Origin of the sequence: Pigmentiphaga litoralis, from assembly GCF_048632615.1 — a bacterium.
Lineage (GTDB): Bacteria > Pseudomonadota > Gammaproteobacteria > Burkholderiales > Burkholderiaceae_B > Pigmentiphaga > Pigmentiphaga litoralis_B.
This window is the reverse complement of sequence record NZ_CP184479.1, coordinates 4,292,607-4,312,450: the sequence shown is the minus strand read 5'-3', so window position 1 is coordinate 4,312,450 and position 19,844 is coordinate 4,292,607. Positions and strand designations below refer to the sequence as shown.

At 65.4% G+C, this 19,844-nt stretch carries 14 protein-coding genes and 4 pseudogenes; 8 read left to right on the top strand and 10 right to left on the bottom strand.

Annotation, left to right across the window (positions count from 1 at the left end; genetic code table 11):
* Positions 1-56: 56 nt before the first annotated feature.
* The 3 genes and pseudogenes from dnaG to rpsU all read right to left on the bottom strand — a co-directional run bounded on the left by dnaG (position 57) and on the right by rpsU (position 3,222).
* Positions 57-2,167 (bottom strand): annotated as a pseudogene (dnaG, locus tag ACNANG_RS19870) (DNA primase).
* A gap of 46 nt (positions 2,168-2,213) precedes the next feature.
* Positions 2,214-2,675: a GatB/YqeY domain-containing protein gene (locus ACNANG_RS19865; protein WP_420224453.1), complete on the bottom strand. Its 462-nt coding sequence runs from the start codon at positions 2,673-2,675 to the stop codon at positions 2,214-2,216.
* A 334-nt stretch (positions 2,676-3,009) separates the two neighbouring features.
* Complete coding sequence (rpsU, locus tag ACNANG_RS19860; protein WP_179585951.1) at positions 3,010-3,222, bottom strand: 30S ribosomal protein S21; 213 nt, start codon at positions 3,220-3,222, stop codon at positions 3,010-3,012.
* 208 nt (positions 3,223-3,430) lie between these two features.
* Between rpsU and tsaD the strand changes: the two genes are divergently transcribed.
* Positions 3,431-4,471 (top strand): tRNA (adenosine(37)-N6)-threonylcarbamoyltransferase complex transferase subunit TsaD, encoded by a 1,041-nt coding sequence (gene tsaD / locus ACNANG_RS19855; protein WP_420224452.1) that lies wholly within the window; start codon positions 3,431-3,433, stop codon positions 4,469-4,471.
* Between the two features lie 75 nt (positions 4,472-4,546).
* Here tsaD and plsY read toward each other — a convergent pair whose 3' ends face one another.
* The 4 genes from plsY to ACNANG_RS19835 form a co-directional block, all read right to left on the bottom strand.
* Entirely contained in the window at positions 4,547-5,170 is a 624-nt protein-coding gene (gene plsY / locus ACNANG_RS19850) for a glycerol-3-phosphate 1-O-acyltransferase PlsY (protein ID WP_420224451.1), read from the bottom strand.
* A gap of 131 nt (positions 5,171-5,301) precedes the next feature.
* Positions 5,302-5,790, bottom strand: coding sequence for a Cys-tRNA(Pro) deacylase (gene ybaK, locus ACNANG_RS19845; RefSeq protein ID WP_420224450.1), 489 nt, complete (start codon positions 5,788-5,790; stop codon positions 5,302-5,304).
* Between the two features lie 80 nt (positions 5,791-5,870).
* Positions 5,871-6,803: a site-specific tyrosine recombinase XerD gene (gene xerD / locus ACNANG_RS19840; protein ID WP_420224449.1), complete on the bottom strand. Its 933-nt coding sequence runs from the start codon at positions 6,801-6,803 to the stop codon at positions 5,871-5,873.
* 426 nt (positions 6,804-7,229) lie between these two features.
* Positions 7,230-8,222, bottom strand: coding sequence for a tripartite tricarboxylate transporter substrate binding protein BugE (locus ACNANG_RS19835; protein ID WP_420224448.1), 993 nt, complete (start codon positions 8,220-8,222; stop codon positions 7,230-7,232).
* 171 nt (positions 8,223-8,393) lie between these two features.
* Here ACNANG_RS19835 and ACNANG_RS19830 point away from each other — a divergent pair, with 171 nt between their 5' ends.
* Positions 8,394-9,287, top strand: coding sequence for an AEC family transporter (locus ACNANG_RS19830; protein ID WP_420224447.1), 894 nt, complete (start codon positions 8,394-8,396; stop codon positions 9,285-9,287).
* On the opposite strand, the gene queG is transcribed toward ACNANG_RS19830, so the two are convergent.
* A complete protein-coding gene (gene queG, locus ACNANG_RS19825) occupies positions 9,256-10,410 on the bottom strand; it encodes a tRNA epoxyqueuosine(34) reductase QueG (RefSeq protein ID WP_420227597.1) in 1,155 nt (384 codons plus the stop codon). The genes ACNANG_RS19830 and queG overlap by 32 nt on opposite strands.
* 43 nt (positions 10,411-10,453) lie before the next feature.
* Here queG and tsaE point away from each other — a divergent pair.
* Both tsaE and ACNANG_RS19815 read left to right on the top strand, forming a co-directional pair.
* Positions 10,454-10,935 (top strand): annotated as a pseudogene (gene tsaE / locus ACNANG_RS19820) (tRNA (adenosine(37)-N6)-threonylcarbamoyltransferase complex ATPase subunit type 1 TsaE).
* Positions 10,936-11,015: 80 nt separating this feature from the next.
* Positions 11,016-12,493 (top strand): annotated as a pseudogene (locus tag ACNANG_RS19815) (N-acetylmuramoyl-L-alanine amidase).
* Between the two features lie 161 nt (positions 12,494-12,654).
* Here ACNANG_RS19815 and ACNANG_RS19810 read toward each other — a convergent pair.
* Positions 12,655-13,311: a VTT domain-containing protein gene (locus tag ACNANG_RS19810; RefSeq protein WP_420224446.1), complete on the bottom strand. Its 657-nt coding sequence runs from the start codon at positions 13,309-13,311 to the stop codon at positions 12,655-12,657.
* 73 nt (positions 13,312-13,384) lie between these two features.
* Here ACNANG_RS19810 and mutL point away from each other — a divergent pair, with 73 nt between their 5' ends.
* The 3 genes and pseudogenes from mutL (at position 13,385) to hisC (ending at position 17,873) form a co-directional block, all read left to right on the top strand.
* A complete protein-coding gene (gene mutL, locus ACNANG_RS19805) occupies positions 13,385-15,508 on the top strand; it encodes a DNA mismatch repair endonuclease MutL (RefSeq protein ID WP_420227596.1) in 2,124 nt (707 codons plus the stop codon).
* A gap of 178 nt (positions 15,509-15,686) precedes the next feature.
* Entirely contained in the window at positions 15,687-16,604 is a 918-nt protein-coding gene (gene miaA / locus ACNANG_RS19800) for a tRNA (adenosine(37)-N6)-dimethylallyltransferase MiaA (RefSeq protein ID WP_420227595.1), read from the top strand.
* A 214-nt stretch (positions 16,605-16,818) separates the two neighbouring features.
* Positions 16,819-17,873, top strand: a pseudogene (hisC, locus tag ACNANG_RS19795) (histidinol-phosphate transaminase).
* A 2-nt stretch (positions 17,874-17,875) separates the two neighbouring features.
* Here the strand turns inward: hisC and ACNANG_RS19790 are convergent.
* Positions 17,876-19,114 carry an MFS transporter gene (locus ACNANG_RS19790; RefSeq protein ID WP_420224445.1) on the bottom strand — a complete coding sequence of 413 codons (1,239 nt, stop codon included), beginning with the start codon at positions 19,112-19,114 and terminating at the stop codon, positions 17,876-17,878.
* A 109-nt stretch (positions 19,115-19,223) separates the two neighbouring features.
* On the opposite strand from ACNANG_RS19790, the gene ACNANG_RS19785 reads away from it, so the two are divergent.
* A complete protein-coding gene (locus ACNANG_RS19785; protein WP_420224444.1) occupies positions 19,224-19,841 on the top strand; it encodes a TetR/AcrR family transcriptional regulator in 618 nt (205 codons plus the stop codon).
* Positions 19,842-19,844 lie beyond the last annotated feature (3 nt).

The window sequence follows — 19,844 nt, the reverse complement described above, 5'->3', positions numbered from 1 at the left end:
CAGCATTCCGCCGGTAAAAAATTGCTGCAGAGTGTACGAAGTAACCCTCTATTCTATCACTCTGGGCTTTTTAGCTCGGCCATTCTTTCTTTCAGCGCCAAATATCGCGCTTTTGCCTCATCGCCAGCCAGTCCGGCAGCGACCAAGGCCTGTTGCTCCCGCGCCGCAGCGTCGAATTCGATCGTCCTGAGCGCATCGAACAATTCGCCCGCGGGATCAGGTAGTTCGTCTTCATAGATGGTTGCAGTGGCCGCCATTACAAGGGGTTGCGCGAGCGACGTTCCCTCGGCCGCCTGGATGAGCGCCCCGGTATGGGACGCCCCGGTACTGCGGACCAGCGCGACCAGTTCTCGCACGGTCTCGAACCCCGCCGTGCTGGACAACATGGTTTCGGCAGCATCATCGAGCTGGTCCACCGACGCCGGATGCGTGAGCAGCAACTGCAGCAGGCGCTGCGCAATGGGCGTCACGACGCGTCGCGCGGGCGGGGGTGCGCCAGGCACTTCACGCTGTCCGCGAAAATTCTTGTCGAATTTGCCCCAGGACTTGCCCGAACCGCCCTTCCAGTTGCCACCGCCACCGCCGCCTTGCCCGCCGTATCTTCCGCCGCCCTGGCCGTAGCCGCCCTGACCGCCGTAGCCTCCCTGGCCACCGCCGGGGTCGTAACCCGCGGCGGCATCGTCGTAATAAGGTTCGTACTGCCCGTCCGAGTCAGGCTCGTAGTCGGGAAAGTGGCCATCATCGTGCATGCCGTCGGCCGGCCCGCCCGGCGCATGCGCACCGCCTGCCTGACCGCTATTAGACTCAGAGCGTACAACCGGCATGACAGTTCCCCGCTGGCCCGACGCAGCGTGCACAAGCGGACCGCTGGGCACGTCTTCAAGATGGATCAGCTGCGTCAATTCTTCCGGTGTCAGGCGTGTCAGCTGGGCCAGTTCGCGCTGGACCTGCATCCGCAAGGCGCCGGCGGGCATCGCTTGCAGCAGCGGCCGTGCGTCATGAATACAGCGCGCGCGGCCTTCGGCCTCCTCCATTGGATGGCGGCCCGCCAGTTCTCCCAGCATGAATTGCGAAAGCGACATCGCTTCTTTCAATGCCGTTCGAAAGCCGTCGGGGCCGAATTCGCGCACATACGAATCCGGATCATGGCCCTCGGGCAGAAACAGGAAGCGAATGCTTGCATCGTCGCGCAGCAAGGGCAGACAGGCTTCCAACGCCCGCCAGGCGGCTTTGCGTCCGGCCTTGTCGCCGTCGAAGCTGAAGATCACCAGATCGCTGGCGCGCAGCAGCTTCTGCACATGCACCGGCGTGGTCGCGGTGCCCAGGGTCGCCACGGCACATTCAATGCCCAGTTGGGCCAAGGCAACCACGTCCATATAGCCTTCGACCACGATCACCATGCCATTGCTGCGTATCGCGGTCCGTCCTTCCCACATGCCGTACAGCTCGGAGCCCTTGGAAAAGATCGGCGTTTCGGGCGAATTCAGATACTTGGGCTCGCCCTTGCCGATGATCCGTCCGCCAAAGCCAATCAGGTGGCCACGTGCGTTGCGGATCGGGAAGGTCACGCGCTCGCGGAAGCGGTCGTAGCGCCGGCCTTCTTCGTTCAGTATGACCAGGCCCGCCTCGACCAGCAGCGGGTCGTCGTAATTGGGCAGAACGGCCTTCAGGCCCTGGCGGTCATTGCCGGCCCAGCCCAGGCCAAAGCGCGCGGCGATTTCGCCGGACAGGCCTCGCGATTTCAAATAGTCGATCGCCGGCCTGGCCGTACGCAGTTGTTGGCGATAGTGGGCGTTGGCGGCTTCCAGGACCTCGCTGTGCCGGGACACGACCGCTTCCCGCTGGGCACGGGCCGCGCGCTGACGCGGGCTGCGCTCTTCTTCCGGAACCTTCATGCCGGCATTGCCGGCCAGGCTGCGAACGGCGTCCGGAAAACTTGCGCCCGTGTGTTCCATCAGGAAACGGATCGCCGTGCCATGGGCGCCGCAACCAAAGCAGTGATAGAACTGCTTGGTGGGGCTGACCGTGAATGACGGCGACTTTTCGTTATGGAACGGGCACAGCCCCAGCAGATTGGCGCCCCCTTGCGCAGGGGCACGTACTGACCCACCACGTCGACGATGTCGACGCGGGCAAGCAAATCCTGAATGAATGAATCCGGGATCATGCGTGGTGGCCCCGCAGGGGTCGGCCTTTCGCGAAAACAGGTGGGCTCAGCCCAGTTGCGCCTTGATCAGCTTCGAGACTTCCGACATGTCGGCCCGGCCCGCCAGCTTGGGCTTGACCAGCCCCATGACCTTGCCCATGGCCGGAGCGCCCGTCACACCCTGGGCCGCGACGGCAGCCACGGCTTCGGCCACCACGGCGCTGACTTCCTCTTCGCTTGCTGCCTGGGGCAAGAATTCCTGCAGCACGGCGATCTCGGCCCGTTCGGCATCCGCCGTGTCGGTCCGGCCGGCCTGGTCATACGCCAGGATGGACTCGCGACGCTGCTTGACCTGCTTTTCGATGATGGCGGTGATCTCGGCGTCGGACAGGTCGCGACGTTCGTCCACTTCCTTTTGCTTGATGGCGGCGAGCAGAAAACGCAAGGTGCCCAGACGTTCGGCAGCCTTGGCGCGCATGGCGTTTTTCATTTCATCGGAAAGGCGGGTCTTGAGAAGGGCGTCGCTCATGGAATACTCAGCGCTAGAAGTCGTACAGACAGGAAAAACAGGTAGAGGCCAAGGCGGCAGACCGGCCGTGGCCTGGCGCGTCGGGGTCAAGCCGCCGATCGACAAGGCGCCTGGCAGCAGCTTAGATCGGCGATCTGGCAGATTCAATGCCAACAACAAAAGCCGCCAAGGCTTACACCATAGCGGCTAATGTCAACAGCAAATTCCTGGGACGCCTTGCGAGGGGAACACGCCGACCTCACGACTTTGGCGCTGCAGGGGATGCTACAAAGCGATGCTGCAAAGCGGTGCCGCGAGGGATGCCCACAAGCGGCATCCGTCTGCAGCACACCAATCAGAACAGGCGCTTGGGCAGCTGCTGGCTGCGGATACGCTTGTAGTGACGCTTGACGGCAGCAGCGTGCTTGCGCTTGCGCTCTGCGGTGGGCTTTTCATAGAACTCGCGCGAGCGCAGTTCGGTCAGCAGTCCCGTCTTTTCGATGGTGCGCTTGAAACGACGCAGTGCGACCTCAAACGGCTCATTTTCTTTAACGCGAATCGTGGGCATGTAGCAATTGCCTTGGGGTTGGATGAATTAGCCTGCCAATATAGCAGGTCTGGAAGAGGAACGCCAGTCCACGCTCGCCTGGGTGCTACACTTTCTGTCTGTTCAGGGTAAGCCCTGCCCTGCTGGCGGGTGCAGGGGTCGCGGTGAGTTGCTCAGCAATCCCACGTGCGCCGTTCCTGCTCCCGCTCTGCCTAGCCGTGGCCTCATCATGATTGTTCTTGGATTCGAAAGCTCTTGCGACGAAACCGGCGTTGCCGTCGTCGATGCCGACCGTGGCCTGCTGGCCCATGCCCTGTATTCCCAGATCGAGATGCATCAGGAATATGGCGGCGTCGTGCCCGAGCTGGCGTCCCGCGATCATGTGCGCCGCGTTCTGCCCCTGACACGGCAGGCGCTGGCCGATGCCGGACTGACGCTGGACGATGTGGGCGCCGTGGCCTACACCGCCGGGCCTGGGCTGGCCGGCGCGTTGCTGGTGGGCGCCAGTGTGGCGCAGGCAATCGCCTGGTCGCGCGACTTGCCGTCGATTGCCATCCATCACCTGGAAGGCCACCTGCTGTCCCCCTTGCTGGCAACGCCGCGCCCCGACTTTCCGTTCGTGGCGCTGCTGGTGTCGGGCGGGCATACCCAGCTGATGCGTGTCGACGGGGTGGGCGATTACACCCTGCTGGGCGAAACGCTGGATGACGCCGCGGGCGAAGCCTTCGACAAATCGGCCAAACTGATGGGACTGGGCTATCCCGGGGGTCCGGCGCTGTCGCGCCTGGCCGAACAGGGTGATGCCAGCGGCTTCGACCTGCCCCGCCCCAAGCTGCACAGCCCTGATCTCGACTTCAGTTTCAGCGGCTTGAAAACCGCGGTGCTGATCAAAATGAAGTCGCTGCCCGAAGGCGACGAGCAGGCCAGGGCAAATCTTGCCGCGGCAACCCAGAATGCGATCGTGGATGTGCTGGTGGCCAAGTCGGTCAAGGCCTTGCAGCAAACCGGGCTGAAGCGTCTGGTGATCGCCGGCGGTGTGGGCGCCAACCGGCTGCTGCGCGAGCGCTTGGCGGAACGCCTGGCCAAGCTGCGTGGCCAGGCCTACTTTCCGCCGCTGGAGTTGTGCACGGACAACGGCGCCATGATTGCATTTGCGGCCGCCATGCGCCTGAAGGCTGGCATGGTGGACGTGGACAGCCGCAACACGGCGTTCACGGTCAAGCCGCGGTGGAACCTGGAAGACGCCGGCAAGCGGCCCGAGGTGGCCTGAGCGTACCGCCTGCAGGCCGAGGTACAAGCTAGAAAAGGCCGGCAAGTGGCCAAGGTGGCCGGAACCGCCTCGCCCTCAGGCCTTCTTCTTCGACCCGATCTTGCTTTCCTTGCCGGCCATCAATTTTGCGATATTTTCGCGGTGGCGGAAGATCAGCAGCAGGCTCATTAGCGCGATGGCGGTGCCGATGCGCGGATCGGCGTCCCAGGCGACGTCGTGACCAAACACATAGAACAGTGGCGCCAGCACGGCCGCGACCAGCGCCGCCAATGATGAATACCGGAAGAACACGGCCACCAGCAGCCAGCTGGCCAGCACCGCCAGGCCCAATCCCGGTTCGATCGCCAGCAACACGCCAAGCGCCGTCGCCACGCCCTTGCCACCCTTGAAGCGGAAGAACACCGGGTACAGGTGGCCGATGAAGACGGCCAGGGCCGCCATGGCCACGGCGCCATTGCCCACGTTGTAGGCAGGGCCGAACTTCTGCACCAGCCAGACGGCCACGTAGCCTTTAGCGCCGTCGCCCAGCAGGGTCAGGATGGCGGCGGCCTTGTTGCCGGAGCGCAGCACATTGGTCGCGCCGGGATTTTTCGAGCCGTACGTGCGGGGATCGGTCAGTCCCATAACACGGCTGACGACCACCGCAAAAGAGATCGACCCGATCAGGTAGGCAAGCACGACGGCGGCGACGGTAAGCATGCGAAGAAATCCTTGGGCAGCGACGGGCTGCAGCGACAGGCGGGAATTCTACCCATCCCTGGACAGGCCCGCCGGCCATCCACGGCCTTTTTTTATCGGGACATTCCGCAATACGGCGGACGCCCCGTCGCCTACTCCAGCGCTGCCGACACCGGCGTTGCCTTCAGCAGGCGCACCAGTTCCTGCGGATCGATGCCAACCAGATAGCCCCGCTTGCCGCCGTTGATCAGGATCCGGGGCAGGTCCAGCACGGACGCTTCCACATACACCGGCATGGCCTTGCGGGTGCCGAACGGCGACGTGCCGCCGACCAGGTACCCCGAGTGGCGCTGGGCGACGTCAGGCTTGCAGGGCGCGACCTTCTTCACGTTGATTTGCCGCGCCAGGTTCTTGGTCGAAACCTCGCGATCGCCATGCTGGAGCACGATGAGGGGCTTGGCGTTGTCGTCTTCCATGATCAGCGTCTTGATGACCATGTGCTCGTCCACGCCGATCTGGCGCGACGATTCCCCTGTGCCGCCATGATCGACGTAGTCGTAGGGGTGTTCGGTGAATGCGACCTTGTGCTGGCGCAGAAACTGGGTCGCAAGGGTTTCGGAAACGTGTCTGGCTTTGCTCATGGCGTGGCAGGCGGCGCGTGCGCCGCGGGCGGCAGGAAGGAGGGTGACTATGCAGGCAAGGTGCGGATCGCTGGGCGGCATCAGCCCCGGGGGTGATGTTGGGCATGCAGCGATTTCAGCCGCTCGCGCGCAACGTGGGTATAGATCTGGGTCGTGGAAATGTCGGCATGCCCCAGCAGCATCTGCACGACCCGCAGATCGGCGCCGTGGTTCAGCAGGTGGGTCGCAAAGGCATGACGCAGCACGTGGGGAGACAACGCCGCCGCGATGCCGGCCGCAAGTGCGTACTTCTTGACGATCAGCCAGAAACCCTGGCGTGTCATGGGTCCGCCACGCGCGGTCACGAACAGGGCGTCGCTGACCTGCCCGTTCAACAATGCCGGGCGCGCGTCGGTCAGGTACAGCGCAATCCAGTGCGCGGCTTCAGCGCCCAGCGGGACCAACCGGTCCTTGCCGCCCTTGCCCAGCACCACGCGCACCACGCAGTCGTTCAGGCCGACGTCCAGCGACTTCAGGCCCACCAGTTCGGACACGCGTAGGCCCGTCGCATACAAGGTCTCGAGCATGGCGCGATCGCGCTGGCCCAGCGCCGTAGCCGTTTGCGGCGCGGTCAGCAGCGCTTCGACCTGCGCTTCGGACAGGGTCTTGGGCATGCGGGGCGCCTGCTTGGCCGACCGTAGCGTCAGGCAGGGGTCGGATGCCGCATGGTGCGTGCGCAGCGCCCACTGATAGAAGCGCCGCAGCGTGGCAAGGCGGCGATTGGCGGTCGTGGCCTTGGTGTCGGCATGTACGGCGGCAAACCAGGATTCGATATCACCGGCGCTGGCCTCGCCCAGGCGGCCTTTGCGCGCCTGCCGCAACCAGCCGTCGAAAGCCTGCATGTCGCGGCGATAGGCGGCCAGGGTATTGGCCGACAGGCCGTCTTCAAGCCACAGGGCATCAATGAACACGTCGATGACGGGGTCGTAACGCCCAGTGGGGGCCAGGGCGGATGCGTTGGCGGATGCCGCCACGGACGTCGGATCAGAGGACGGGGCATCGGCACACGCCGCGTGGGCAGAAATAACGTCGGCAGACGCGAGCGCGGGGAAGTCAGTCGGGGAAGGAGCAGCAGGCATTCAGCGATGGTGGCGATGCGGCCGCGCCTTGTCAACGCGGCCCGTGGACGAAAACATCATGGCTTCCAACCGGGAAGACACCGGCCGCACACTGCCGCCAAGCGCCGCACACTGCCGCCAAGGCCGCCCACGGCGCCGCTGCAGGCTACGGATGCCAACAGACCCAGGGAACACCGATCTCGATCGTGTCCAGGCATCGCGCACACCCCGCTACTACTGCCAGACAATAAAAAACCCGCAAGCATGCCTGCGGGTTCTTCAACATCTGCGGGTGGCGATCCGCGAGCAAGCAAAGCCTCAGCCCTGCCCGCCCTGGCGTCATCATTCCAGCTTGATGTTGCGGGCCTTCACGATGTTCTTGGCCTTGTCGAATTCCTTCTGGATTTCGCCGCGGAACTCTTCAGGCGTATTGCCGGCAGGGGCCGCACCTTGCTTGGCCAGCGTTTCCTTGACCGCCGGGTCGTTCAGCACCTTGACGGCGGTGTCGCGCAGCTTCTTGACCACGTCCGCCGGCGTACCGGCCGGGGCGAGCAGACCGTACCAGGCCGGATCGTTCATGGGCGCCAGGCCCAGCTCCTTGAAGGTCGGCACGTTAGGCAGGCCTTCGACGCGTTCCTTCCACGACACGGCGATCGCGCGCAGCTTGCCGCTCTGGATATGGGGCATGGACGACGGCAGGTTGTCGAACAGGATCTGCACCTGTCCACCCATGGCGTCGGCAATTGCCGGACCCGACCCGCGGTAGGGAATGTGCACGATCTGCGCGCCTGTCTCGACCTGATACAGCTCGCCCAGGAAGTGAAGGATGCCGCAGGTGCCCGAGCTGCCGTACGAATACTTGCCCGGATTCTTCTTCAGTTCTTCAAGGAAACCCTTGTAGTCCTGCGCCGGGAACTTGGGATTCACGGCCACGACGTTCGCGGTGTACGCGAGGTTGGTAATGGGCTGGAAATCCTTGATCGGGTCGTAGCCCAGCTTGGGGTTGCACGCGGGGTTGATGGCCATGGTGGACACGGTCGCGATGCTCAGCGTGTAGCCATCGGGCGCGGCGCGCGCGGCTTCGCTGGCGCCAATGGCGCCGCCCCCGCCGCCGCGGTTTTCGACCACGAAGGGCTGGCCCAATTCACGGCCCATCTTGTCACTGACCAGGCGCGCGACGATGTCGGTCGTGCCGCCGGGCGCAAACGGAACGATCACGCGCACGGGTTTGTTCGGGAAGGTGGCTTGCGCCTGGGCCAGGCCTGGCGCAAGCGTCACGGCCATGACCGCCGCGGCGGCGGTATGAAGGCCGAGCTTGAACACATTGGTTTTCATGCACTCTCCTGTTTATTATGGATAGTTGGTGCCGACATGCGCGGATAGGGCATGCGGACGTCCCCTGCGAGATTTCCCCGTCCGGCAAATCCGGTGATCACTTTACCGGATGATGCTGAGCTTTTGACTCCGGGGGATGCGGTCGAGAATAACAAACAGGTTGCCCCCGCTGTGCACATTGCCCTTCTGGTTTTCCCGGACTTTCTCCTGATTGCGATCGGCTGGCTGTTGCGAAGGAAGCTTCACTTCAGCGCCGAATTCTTTGCCGGCACCGAGCGGCTCGTTTACTACGTGCTCTTTCCGGCGCTGCTGTTCCAATCGATTGTGCGCACGCCGATCCAGCTCGAAACCGCGGCCACGATGATCTGGGCCGCGGCCGCCATGATGCTGATTGGCGCCTTGCTCTCGTGGCTGGCCTGGCCGGTGCTCAAGCCGGATGGCCAGGCCTTTGCATCCGCCGTGCAATGCGGCTTTCGGTTCAATTCCTATATTGCCCTGGCGCTGGCCACGCGGCTGGCTGGCGAGGCCGGACTGAGCGCCATGGCGCTGCTGATCGGGTTCGCGGTGCCGCTGGCCAATGCAATGGCGGTGTACGCATTGGCGCGTCACGCCAAGACTAATCTGTTTGGCGAACTGATCCGCAATCCGCTGCTGCTGTCGACCGTCGCCGGTGTGCTGTACAACCTGGCGGGTCTGACCCTGCCGGGTCCGCTGGATGCGCTGATGTCCCGGTTGGGGTCCACGGCCATCACGTTGGGCATCCTGTGCGTGGGCGCGGCGCTCGCGCTGGGCGGCGCGCGTGACAACCTGAAGCTGATCAACTGGATACTGGTGGTGCGCCTGTTGCTGCTGCCGCTGGCGGCCTTGGCGTTGGGGCTGCTGCTGCCACTGACGCTGGTGGAACGGCAGATGCTGCTGCTGTTCGGCGCCCTGCCCACGGCGTCCAGCGCCTACGTGCTGGCCGCAAGAATGGGCGGCCAGGGCGAGATCGTGGCGCTGTTGATCTCGGCCAGCACGGTGCTTTCGGTAGTGACTATTCCGATGTGGATGCAGGCGCTGCTCTAGCAAGCCCTTGCCCGGCTTCCCGTTCGCGGTGGTCCAGCGCGGCCAGCGCCCACGCCACATGTTCGCGCACCAGTGCGCTGGGGTGATCCGCGCGGCTCGACAACGCCGCGCGCACGGCGGGCGACGGCCGAGCATTCCCCAGCCCAACCGCGATATTGCGCAGCCACCGTTCATGACCCACACGGCGGATCGCGCTGCCCTGCGTGCGCTGGTCGAACTGCGCTTCGGTCCAGGCGAACAGATCGATCAATGAAGACGCCTCGAGCCCATGCCGGGGCGCAAAATCCGGTTCTGCCGACGCCTGCGCGTACTTGTTCCACGGACAGGCGGTCTGGCAGTCGTCGCAGCCATAGACCCGGGTGCCGATCAGCGGGCGCAGGTCTTCGGGAATGCTGCCCTTCAATTCGATGGTCAGGTAGGAAATGCAGCGGCGGGCGTCCAGCACGTAAGGCGCGACGATGGCCTGCGTCGGACAGGCAGTGATGCAGCGCCGGCAGCTGCCGCAGTGGGGTTCGCGAGCTTCATCCGCCGGCAAGGGCAGGTCCGTCAGGATTTCCCCAAGAAAGAACCAGCTGCCTTCACGCGACAACAGCAACGTGTGCTTGCCGCGCCAGCCGATGCCGGCCTTGCGGGCCAGTTCCACTTCCATGAGCGGAGCGGAGTCGGTAAATGCGCGATATCCGAAAGGCCCGATGGCGTCGGTGATCCGGTCGGCCAGTTTCTGTAGCTTCTGGCGCAACACCTTGTGGTAATCGCGCCCCAGCGCGTAACTGGCCATGACAGCGGTTTCACCGTCGGCAAGCGCTTGCTGTTGACGGCGCGCCAGGTCGGCGCCCGGCGCGGGCGCATAGTCCAACCTGACCATGATGGCCGACCGGGCGCCGGGCACCAGTTCCTGGGGCGCCAGCCGCACGGGCAGGTGGCGCTCCATATAATCCATCTCGCCATGCATGCCGGCTTCGACCCACTGGCGCAGGCGGGCGCCGGCATCCTGCAGGTCCAGATCCGCGACGCCGACCGCGCCAAAACCCAGTTCCCGCCCCCATGCGCGGACCTGTTCGACCAGCGCGGCCGGGTCGAGCGGCCCGATGGACGCGGGTGTAGAAGGAGAAAACGATGACATATCGCGATGGTAGCCGAGCGCAGTCCGGGCGGGATGCTGCACCATGACGCCGCTCGTCCACACAGGCTATCTGCCTGACGAATCCGACACGGAACGACTCGCCGAATCCCTGGCACCGCTCGTCATGGAGGGGGGCGCGTCCACCTGGAAGGCGACCTGGGCGCGGGCAAGACTGCCTTTGCGCGGGCGTTGTTGCGGAAGGCAGGCGTTACAGGTCGAATCAAAAGTCCGACCTTTACGCTAGTTGAACCTTACAAAGTTTCGAACTTATACTGCTATCACTTTGATTTTTATCGCTTTACGGACCCACGCGAGTGGCTAGACGCCGGATTTCGCGATGCCCTGCGCGATGACGCCCTGGTGCTCATCGAGTGGGCGGAGCGTGCGGGCAATGCGCTTCCGGTCCCGGACCTGAATGTTGCGTTGGCGTATGAAGGCGCAGGACGCGGTGTGACGCTGACGGCGTACACCGCACGAGGGCAGGCATGGCTGACACACCTATTTCCCGACGCCGCGGCGCTTTGAGCATCGCGGATGACACCGTGCCGCCTTCGGGCGGCGATGTGCCGTGCTACGACGATGCGCAGGCGATTCCGACGCGCGGCATGTCGCGGCGGCGGCTGGTCGCCAGTCTGGCTGCCGGCTTGTTCGTACCGCTGATTCCGACGGCCGCCCGCGCCGCGACGCTGCTTGCCGTCCGGCTGTGGCCCGCGCCCGACTACACGCGCGTCACCCTCGAACTCGACACCGAACTCAAGACCGAACACTTCGTGCTTGCCAACCCGCACCGGCTGGTGGTCGACATCGAAGGCGTCGGCATGAATGCCACCCTGCGCGAACTCGTGTCCAAGGTGCGTCCGGATGATCCTTTCATCTCGGCTTTGCGCGCCGGGCAGAACCGGCCGAACGTCGTGCGCCTGGTCATGGACCTGAAGCAGGAAACCGCGCCGCAGGTGTTCACGCTCAAGCCCGTGGGCGACTACCACCACCGGCTGGTGCTGGACCTGTATCCGAAGATCGAGCGCGACCCCTTGCTGGCCCTGGCCGACAAGGACAACGACGATCCCATGGCGCGGATCCTGAAGAACATAGGCAAGGACCCCGACGGCGACGGCATGAAGGTGCCGGGCAGCGATGGCGTCAAGGTGCCTGGCGACGACGGCATCCAGGCCCCTGGCACGGGCGGCGGCGCCAGCGGCAACGCCATGGCGAACGCGCCCGGCGGCATGGGCAGCGCCAACGGCGGCTCTGGCAGCGCGATGGCCAATGGCCCCGTGGTCACTCCCCGCAGGCGGCTGACAACATGCCCACGGCAACGCTGCCGTCGCGCTCGCAAGGCGGACGCACGACGCGGCCGTACTCGCCCAACGTGTCCCGCATGATCACCGTGGCGCTGGACCCTGGCCATGGCGGAGAAGACCCGGGCGCCGTGGGTGCGGGCGGCACGCGTGAAAAAGACGTCGTCCTGAAGATCGCGCGCATGCTCAAGGCTCGCATCGACCAGCAGCCCAATATGCGCGCCATGTTGACCCGTGATGGCGACTTTTTCGTGCCGCTGCACGTGCGGGTCGAAAAGGCGCGCCGCGTGCAGGCCGATTTGTTCGTGTCGGTGCATGCCGACGCCTGGATCAAGCCTGACGCCCGCGGATCCTCGGTGTTTGCGTTGTCGGAAGGCGGCGCCAGCAGCAGCGCGGCGCGGTGGCTGGCCAACAAAGAGAACTCCGCCGACCTGATCGGCGGCATCAACATCGGCACGCAAGACAAGCAGATCGCCCGCGTGCTGCTGGACCTGTCGACCACGGCGCAGATCAACGATTCACTCAAGCTGGGTAGCGCGGTGCTGGACGAGCTGTCCAACATCAACAAGCTGCACAAGGCCAAGGTCGAGCAGGCGGGGTTCGCGGTGCTGAAGGCGCCGGACATCCCGTCGATCCTGATCGAAACGGCGTTCATCAGCAATCCGGAAGAAGAAAAGCGGCTGAAGGACGGCGACTACCAGGACACGATGGCCACGGCCATCATGCAGGGTATCCAGCGGTATTTCGCGAAGAACCCGCCGCTGGCAAAAAACAAGCTGACCTGACCGCTCAGGCGGATCGCGGGGTGGCCTGATCTCAGGACTGCCCCGCCGCGCTCGCATGGCCCGAACTGCCACCCCGGCTTACGCTTGAAAAAGCCCCTCAGGCCTAGGCCGAGGGGCTTTTGCTTGTGGACGCGGACTGCCCGGAAGCGGCCCTCGCGCTATCAGGGCGCCGGCGCGTCGCCCTTGTTGCGCATGCCCGACGTCAGTTTCCAGATCCCGCCCAGCACGACCGGGACGATCGCGGCGGCCATGCCGATCAGCACGATGGTATTCAGATGCTCGCGAACCAGGGGCAGGTTGCCGAAGAAATAGCCGCCGAACACCAGCAGCAGCACCCAGGTCAGCGCGCCCACGACGTTAAAGAACTGGAAGCGCGCGAAGTTCATGTAGCCGACGCCTGCCACGAAGGGGGCGAAGGTGCGCACCACCGGCAGGAATCGCGCCAGGACCAGCGTCTTGCCGCCATGCTTCTCGTAGAAAGCGTGGGTCTTGGTCAGCGCCTTGCGGTCCAGGAAGCGGATGTTCTGCGAGAACACCTTGGGCCCTATCGCCCGCCCGATCATGTAGTTGAGCGTATTGCCCCCGATGGCGGCCACCAGAAGCAGCGCGATCAGCAGCCACAGGTCCATCGCGCCCGTGGCGGCAAAGGCGCCGGCAATGAACAGCAGCGAGTCGCCTGGCAGGAAAGGCAGCACCACGAAGCCTGTCTCTCCGAAAATGATCAGGAAGAGCACAAGGTAGATCCAGGCGCCGTATTCGGCGATCCAGATGCCCAGAGACTTGTCGATGTGGAGCAGCATGTTCAAAAATTCAAGCATAGGTCTCGGCAGATAAGAAACAACGGTGGGACGGCGCGCAGCTTACGGAGAGACCACGCAGGAACAGGGGACTATAGCCGACAGTCCGAGCACTTATAATCCGCCTTATGTCTCTCCGCCGCGCCATCGCCCCCTTCCGGACCTCCTTGTCAGTCAGATCGCCGCCGGCGAGGTGATCGAGCGGCCCGCCTCCGTCCTGAAAGAGCTGATGGAGAACGCCATCGATGCCGGCGCGCGGGCCATCGACGTGCGGCTGGAAGGCGGCGGCATCCGGCGGATCGCAGTCACCGATGACGGCAGCGGCATCCCGCCCGACGAGCTGCCTTTGGCCGTGGCCAGGCACGCCACCAGCAAGGTGGCATCCCTGCTCGAACTGGAATCGGTGGCGTCGATGGGGTTTCGGGGCGAGGCGTTGGCATCGATCGCGTCGGTGTCGCGCCTGTCCTTGATTTCGCGCACGCCCGACAGCCCGCACGCCTGGCAATGGGAAGACGGGGAAGTCACGCCCGCCTCCGGGCCTCCGGGCACCACGATCGACGTGCGCCAGCTGTTCGACGCGGTTCCGGCGCGCCGCAAATTCCTCAAGTCCGAAGGCACCGAGTTCGGTCATTGCGTCGAAGCGTTTGAACGGATCGCGCTTGCGCACAGCGGTATCGCCTTCCGGCTGTTCCACCATGATCGGGCGCACCAGCAGCGGCTGCCCGCGCGGCCGGTCGCGCGGGTGTACGACGTGCTGGGACCTGAATTCGCCCAGAGCGGGTTGCCGGTCAGCGTGGAATCGGGAGCAATCCAGCTGCATGGCGTGATCTGCCGGCCCACCGCGTCGCGGGCGCGCGCCGACAAGCAATACCTGTATGTGAACGGACGATTCGTGCGGGACCGCACGGTCAGCCACGCCCTGCGCACGGCGTATGCCGACGTGCTGCACGGCGACCGGCAGCCTGCCTACGTGCTGTTCCTGGACATCGAGCCGTCGGCGGTCGATGTGAACGTGCATCCGGCCAAGCACGAAGTACGGTTTCGCGAGAGCGGCGCGGTGTACCGCTTCGTGTCCCATGCGATCGGGCAGACGCTGGCCCATGCGGCGGGGTCGGCGGTGGTGGGGGCAGTCACGGCTTCGCCGGACGGCACGGGTGGCCTGCAGGGTGCCGTCGGGGCGGGCCCGGACGGCGGTGTGCCGGGCGGCGTATCGGCTGGAGCTGGCGCGGACGGCGATGCAGCGGGCGTTGCGTTGTCGGGCACGACCGTGCCCGCGCCTGCCGCCACGGCGTCGCAACTGCCGTTTCGCCTGCATGACGGCGCCGCGGCGGGCTTCCGTCCTGCATATCGTGCGCCCGGCTACCCTTCTGCGCTGGGCGACCGCCTGATGGCCCTGCATGAGCCGCTGACCGGCGCCCCGGCCGGTCCGGCCTACGGCAACGACGGGCAGCCAGTCGGTGGCGCCCAGGTGTTCGACGGCGGGCAGGACTTGGCGGGGCCGGTGGCGTACGGCACTGACGCCGCGTTGGCAGGCGGCCAAGCGACACCTTATGTCATGCCCCTGGGCGTGCCAGCGGCCGCGTCAGCATTGGACCGCATCGCCACGCAGTCGCGCACCTTGCCCGAGGGCGTCGAGCATCCGCTGGGCATGGCGGTGGCGCAATTGCACGGGATCTACGTGCTGGCGCAGAACGATCGCGGCATGGTGGTGGTCGACATGCACGCGGCGCACGAACGCATTGTGTACGAACAGCTCAAGAACACCCTGGACGGCCAGGCGATTCCGCAGCAGCAGTTGCTGGTGCCGGTGGTGTTCCGGGCGTCGGAAAAAGACGTGGCCATTGTGGAAGAACACGCCGAGCCGCTGGCCGCGCTGGGCTTTGAACTGCGCCCTGCCGGCCCGGCATCGATCGCCGTGCGCGCCGTGCCTGCCGTGCTGGCGCAGGCCGATATCGAAACCCTGGCGCGCGACGTGTTGCGCGATTTTGCCGAAGTGGGTGCTTCCCGTCTGCTGACCGAACAACGCAATGAACTGCTGGCGACCATGGCCTGCCACGGCGCCGTGCGCGCCAACCGGCGCCTGACCCATGACGAAATGAACGCCCTGCTGCGCCAGATGGAAGCCACCGAGCGCGCCGACCAGTGCAACCACGGGCGGCCGACCTGGGTGCAATTGAGCGTGGCGGACCTGGACCGGCTGTTCCTGCGTGGGCGGTGATCGGGTGGCAGACAACGTCACGGACAGGGATTCCCATGCCGCTTGCGCGATGCCTTCGACAGCGTCTGCCCAGAAGCTCTCGGCTGAAGCTGCCGGGGCGGCTGCCTTGCAACGCCTGACCGACGCTGCCGAGGCAACTATCCCCCGCACCGCGGATACGCGCGCCATTCTCTGCCTGATGGGCCCGACCGCGGCCGGAAAAAGCGCGGCAACGCTGGCATTGGCGGCACGGTGGCCGATCGAGATCATCAATGTCGATTCCGCCACGATCTATCGCGGCATGGACATCGGCACGGCCAAGCCCAGCCCGGAAGAGCGCGCCCAGGTGCCCCAGCATCTGCTGGATATTCGCGACCCGTCAGACAGTTACTCGGCTGGCCAATTTTGCAGCGATACCCTGGCGCTGATCGACGCCATCCGCGCGCGTGGCCGCATCCCACTTCTGGCGGGCGGCACCATGATGTACTTCAAGGCCCTGCGCGACGGCCTGGACACCTTGCCGCAGGGCGATGCCGTCGTCCGCGCCCAACTGGACGCCCGTGCCGCCGACATCGGCTGGCCTGCCATGCATGCCGAGCTGGCCCAGGTTGACCCGGTCACCGCGGCACGACTGTCGCCCAATGACAGCCAGCGGGTGCAGCGGGCGCTCGAAATCCACGCCCTGACCGGGCAGCCCATGTCCGCGCTGCTGACCCAGGGCAAAGCTCAGGCCGATCCGGCGCCATGGCGTTATGTGAACCTCAGCCTGGAGCCGGCGGACCGCGCCGGCTTGCACGCCCGCATTGAACAACGCTTTGACGCGATGCTGGAACACGGCCTGGTCGATGAAGTGCGCACGTTGCGCGCGCGGCCCGAACTGCATCCCGATCTGCCGTCTATCCGCTGCGTGGGCTACCGACAGGTATGGTCCTACCTGGAAGGCGCGATCCACGGCGCCGAGATGCGGGGCCAGGCTATCGCCGCCACCCGCCAGCTGGCCAAGCGTCAGATCACGTGGTTGCGCGCCCTGCCCGACCGGCACATCGTGGACTGCCTGGCGCCCGATGCGGTGCATCGGGTGATCGACTTGGCCGCGCCCTATATGACGACACGCTAGCGGCGCAGTGGCGGCGGCGCGTGCGTCCGCCTGAACGCGACCGCGCTGCTGTTGCTGCTGCTGATGCCGAGATGGATGCGACCGCTGCCGCTACGGACGCAACGGCAGCGGCCGGCTTGCGCTGGCGAGCCGGTCCGCCTGCTATGCTCACTGGTTGCGCACGCGCGCCCGTAGGCCCACTGCCGTTATCAAAGACCCACCGTCAAGACACACCATGGACAAATTCTGGAGCGACGTCACCCGTCAACTGACCCCCTACGTGCCGGGCGAACAGCCGCGCATCGACGGACTGGTCAAGCTCAACACCAACGAAAACCCCTACCCGCCGTCACCGCGCGCGATCGAGGCCATCCGCGCCGCCGCGGATGGCGCCCTGCGCCGCTACCCCGACCCGGACGCGACCGACCTGAAGGCCGCTGTCGCCCGGTTCCATGGCGTCCCGATGGATCAGGTGTTCGTGGGCAACAGTTCCGATGAAGTCCTGGCGCATACCTTCGTCGGCCTCCTCAAGCACGACAAGCCGCTGTTCTTCCCGGACATTACGTACAGCTTCTATCCGGTCTATTGCGGCCTGTATGGCATCGACTACCGGACCATTCCGCTGGCCGACGACTTTGCCATCCGTGTCGAAGACTACGGGCAGGACGCCGGCGCCATCATTTTCCCGAATCCGAACGCCCCCACCGGCCTGGCGCTGGGCCTGGACGCCATCCGCAAGCTGCTTGCGGCCCATCCGGACCAGGTCGTCGTGGTCGATGAAGCCTATGTCGATTTCGGTGGCGACACCGCCATTCCCCTGGTTGCGGAATTTCCGAACCTGCTGGTCGTGCAGACGCTGTCCAAGTCGCGTTCGCTGGCCGGTCTGCGGGTCGGGTATGCGATCGGCCAGGCCCATCTCATCGCCGGTCTGGAACGCGTCAAGAGCAGCTTCAATTCCTACCCCTGGACCGCCTGGCCATCGCCGGCGCCAGCGCCGCAATGGACGACAGGGACTACTTCGAACAGACCTGCCAGGCCATCATGACGACGCGGGATCAGCTGACCGAAGACCTGCAGTCCCTAGGCTTCGACGTCATTCCGTCAGCCGCGAACTTTGTGTTTGCCAAACACCCGGCCCACGCCGGCGCCGACCTGCTGGCCGCGCTGCGGGAACGCAAGGTGATCGTGCGTCACTTCAAGCATCCCCGGATCGACGCCTATCTGCGTATCACGGTCGGTACAGACGACGAATGCGGGGCGCTGATCGCGGCGCTGAAGCAGATCGTGTGAATTCAGTGACCGGCCACCGCGATGCGTGGGCCTGGCTGGAATCCATGGGCCTTGGCCGACCACACGATGGTCAGGCCGAGCGCAAGCAGGCCCAGCATCGCCCATGGGAAACTGCCCGCTCCCCAGCGGTCCAGCAACACACCGCCCACGACACCGCCGGCCGCAATCACGCTGTTCCAGGCCACCACGTTCATCGATAGCGCCACATCGGCGCCATCGCCCGCGCTATCGGCCAGCGCAGTCTGCAGCAAGGTTGCCGCGCCGCCAAAGCTGAGGCCCCATACCAGCACGCCCAGATAGACCGCTGCGGGCACGGTCGGCATCCACAAGAACAGCAGCGCCACGGCAAAGAACATCGCCAGGCAGGCGAGCACGGTGGATCGCAAATGGCGTTCCACCAGCCGGCCGGTCAAGCCGATACCGGCCAGCGCGGCAACACCGAACACCAGCAATACGACATCGACGCGATGGGCGAGCCCGGCCTGCGTCACGAACGGCGCTACGTAGGTGTAAAGAATGTTGTGGGCGAGCATCCACGCCATCACGGTCGCCAGCACGGGCCGCACGCCAGGTGTCGTCAGCACCTTGCGCAGGGGCATGCCGCCCCGGCCGGATTGCCCTGGATAGTCGGGCACCCTGGCCAGCACCCACACGATCAGCACCAAGGTCAGCGCCGACATGACACCGAAGGCGCTGCGCCACCCCACCGCGCTGCCCAGCCACGTGGCCAACGGCACCCCCAAGGACAGCGCGACGGGCGTGCCCACCATTGCGACCGCCATTGCCCTGCCCTGCTGATGCGGCTGCACCATGCGCCGGGCGTATCCCGCCAGAAGGCTCCAGGCCAGTCCCGCGGCGACACCGGCAAAAAAACGTGCAAGCAGCGTCACCCGATAATCGGACGACAGGGCCGTCATGGTGTTGAACACCAGAAACCCGATGATGGTCAGCAGCAAGACATTGCGCCGGCGCCAGCCGCGCGTGGCGATGGTCAGCGGAATCGCCGCGATTACCGATCCCAAGGCGTACGCCGTTACGGTCTGACCTGCCAGGGACGGACTGACGGCCAGGCCCCGGGCCATCTGGGGCAGAAGCCCGGCCGGCAGGGTTTCGGTGACGATGCAGATAAACCCTGTCATGGCCAGGGCCAGCAGCGCCGCGACGGGAAGCGTGTCGTCAGGGACGGGGGGCGCTGCGGGGGCGGCGGGGGCGCCGCTCGTTTGGTAGGTCGGGGATGTCATGAGGAGTCATCAACATATGTATCGATCGGTATGAATGTAGGCGCGCCACGCCGGCCTTGTCAACGACTTATGTATCGACTAGTATTTATCTCATCGCAAGGAGGATGGCATGGCGCAGATGGGCAGACCCCGCACGTTCGACCGGGACGCCGCGATCGACCAGGCGCTGCATCTGTTCTGGGAACAAGGATACGAATCCACATCGCTCAGCCAGCTGAAGTCGGCGATAGGCGGAGGGATCTCGGCGCCCAGTTTCTATGCGGCCTTTGGCTCGAAAGAAGCGCTCTTCCAGGAATGCACGGCGCGTTACCTGGCCACCTATGCGCAGGTCACCGAATGTCTGTGGGATACCACCTTGGCGCCCGGGGCCGCCATCGAACAGGCGTTCACGCAGTCCGCGCGCATGCAATGCGAGCGCGATCACCCCAAAGGGTGCATGGTCGGCCTGGGCGCCATGAGCGCCCCGACCCCCGAGCTGGCCGCCGTCACGGCGCCGCTGACCCGATCGCGCGCACGGACGCGCGCCGGCATCCGGGCCTGCGTGGACCGGGCGATTGCATCGGGAGAATTACGGAAGGACGTTGACGCGCGTGCGCTGAGCACGATGCTCGACAGCTTCCTGCTGGGCCTGTCGACGCTGGCCAGAGACGGTACGGGGTATCCGGCCATGAAGGCCGCCATTACTCAGGTGATGAGCATCTGGCAATTGCACGCAGCCCGCCCCTGACCA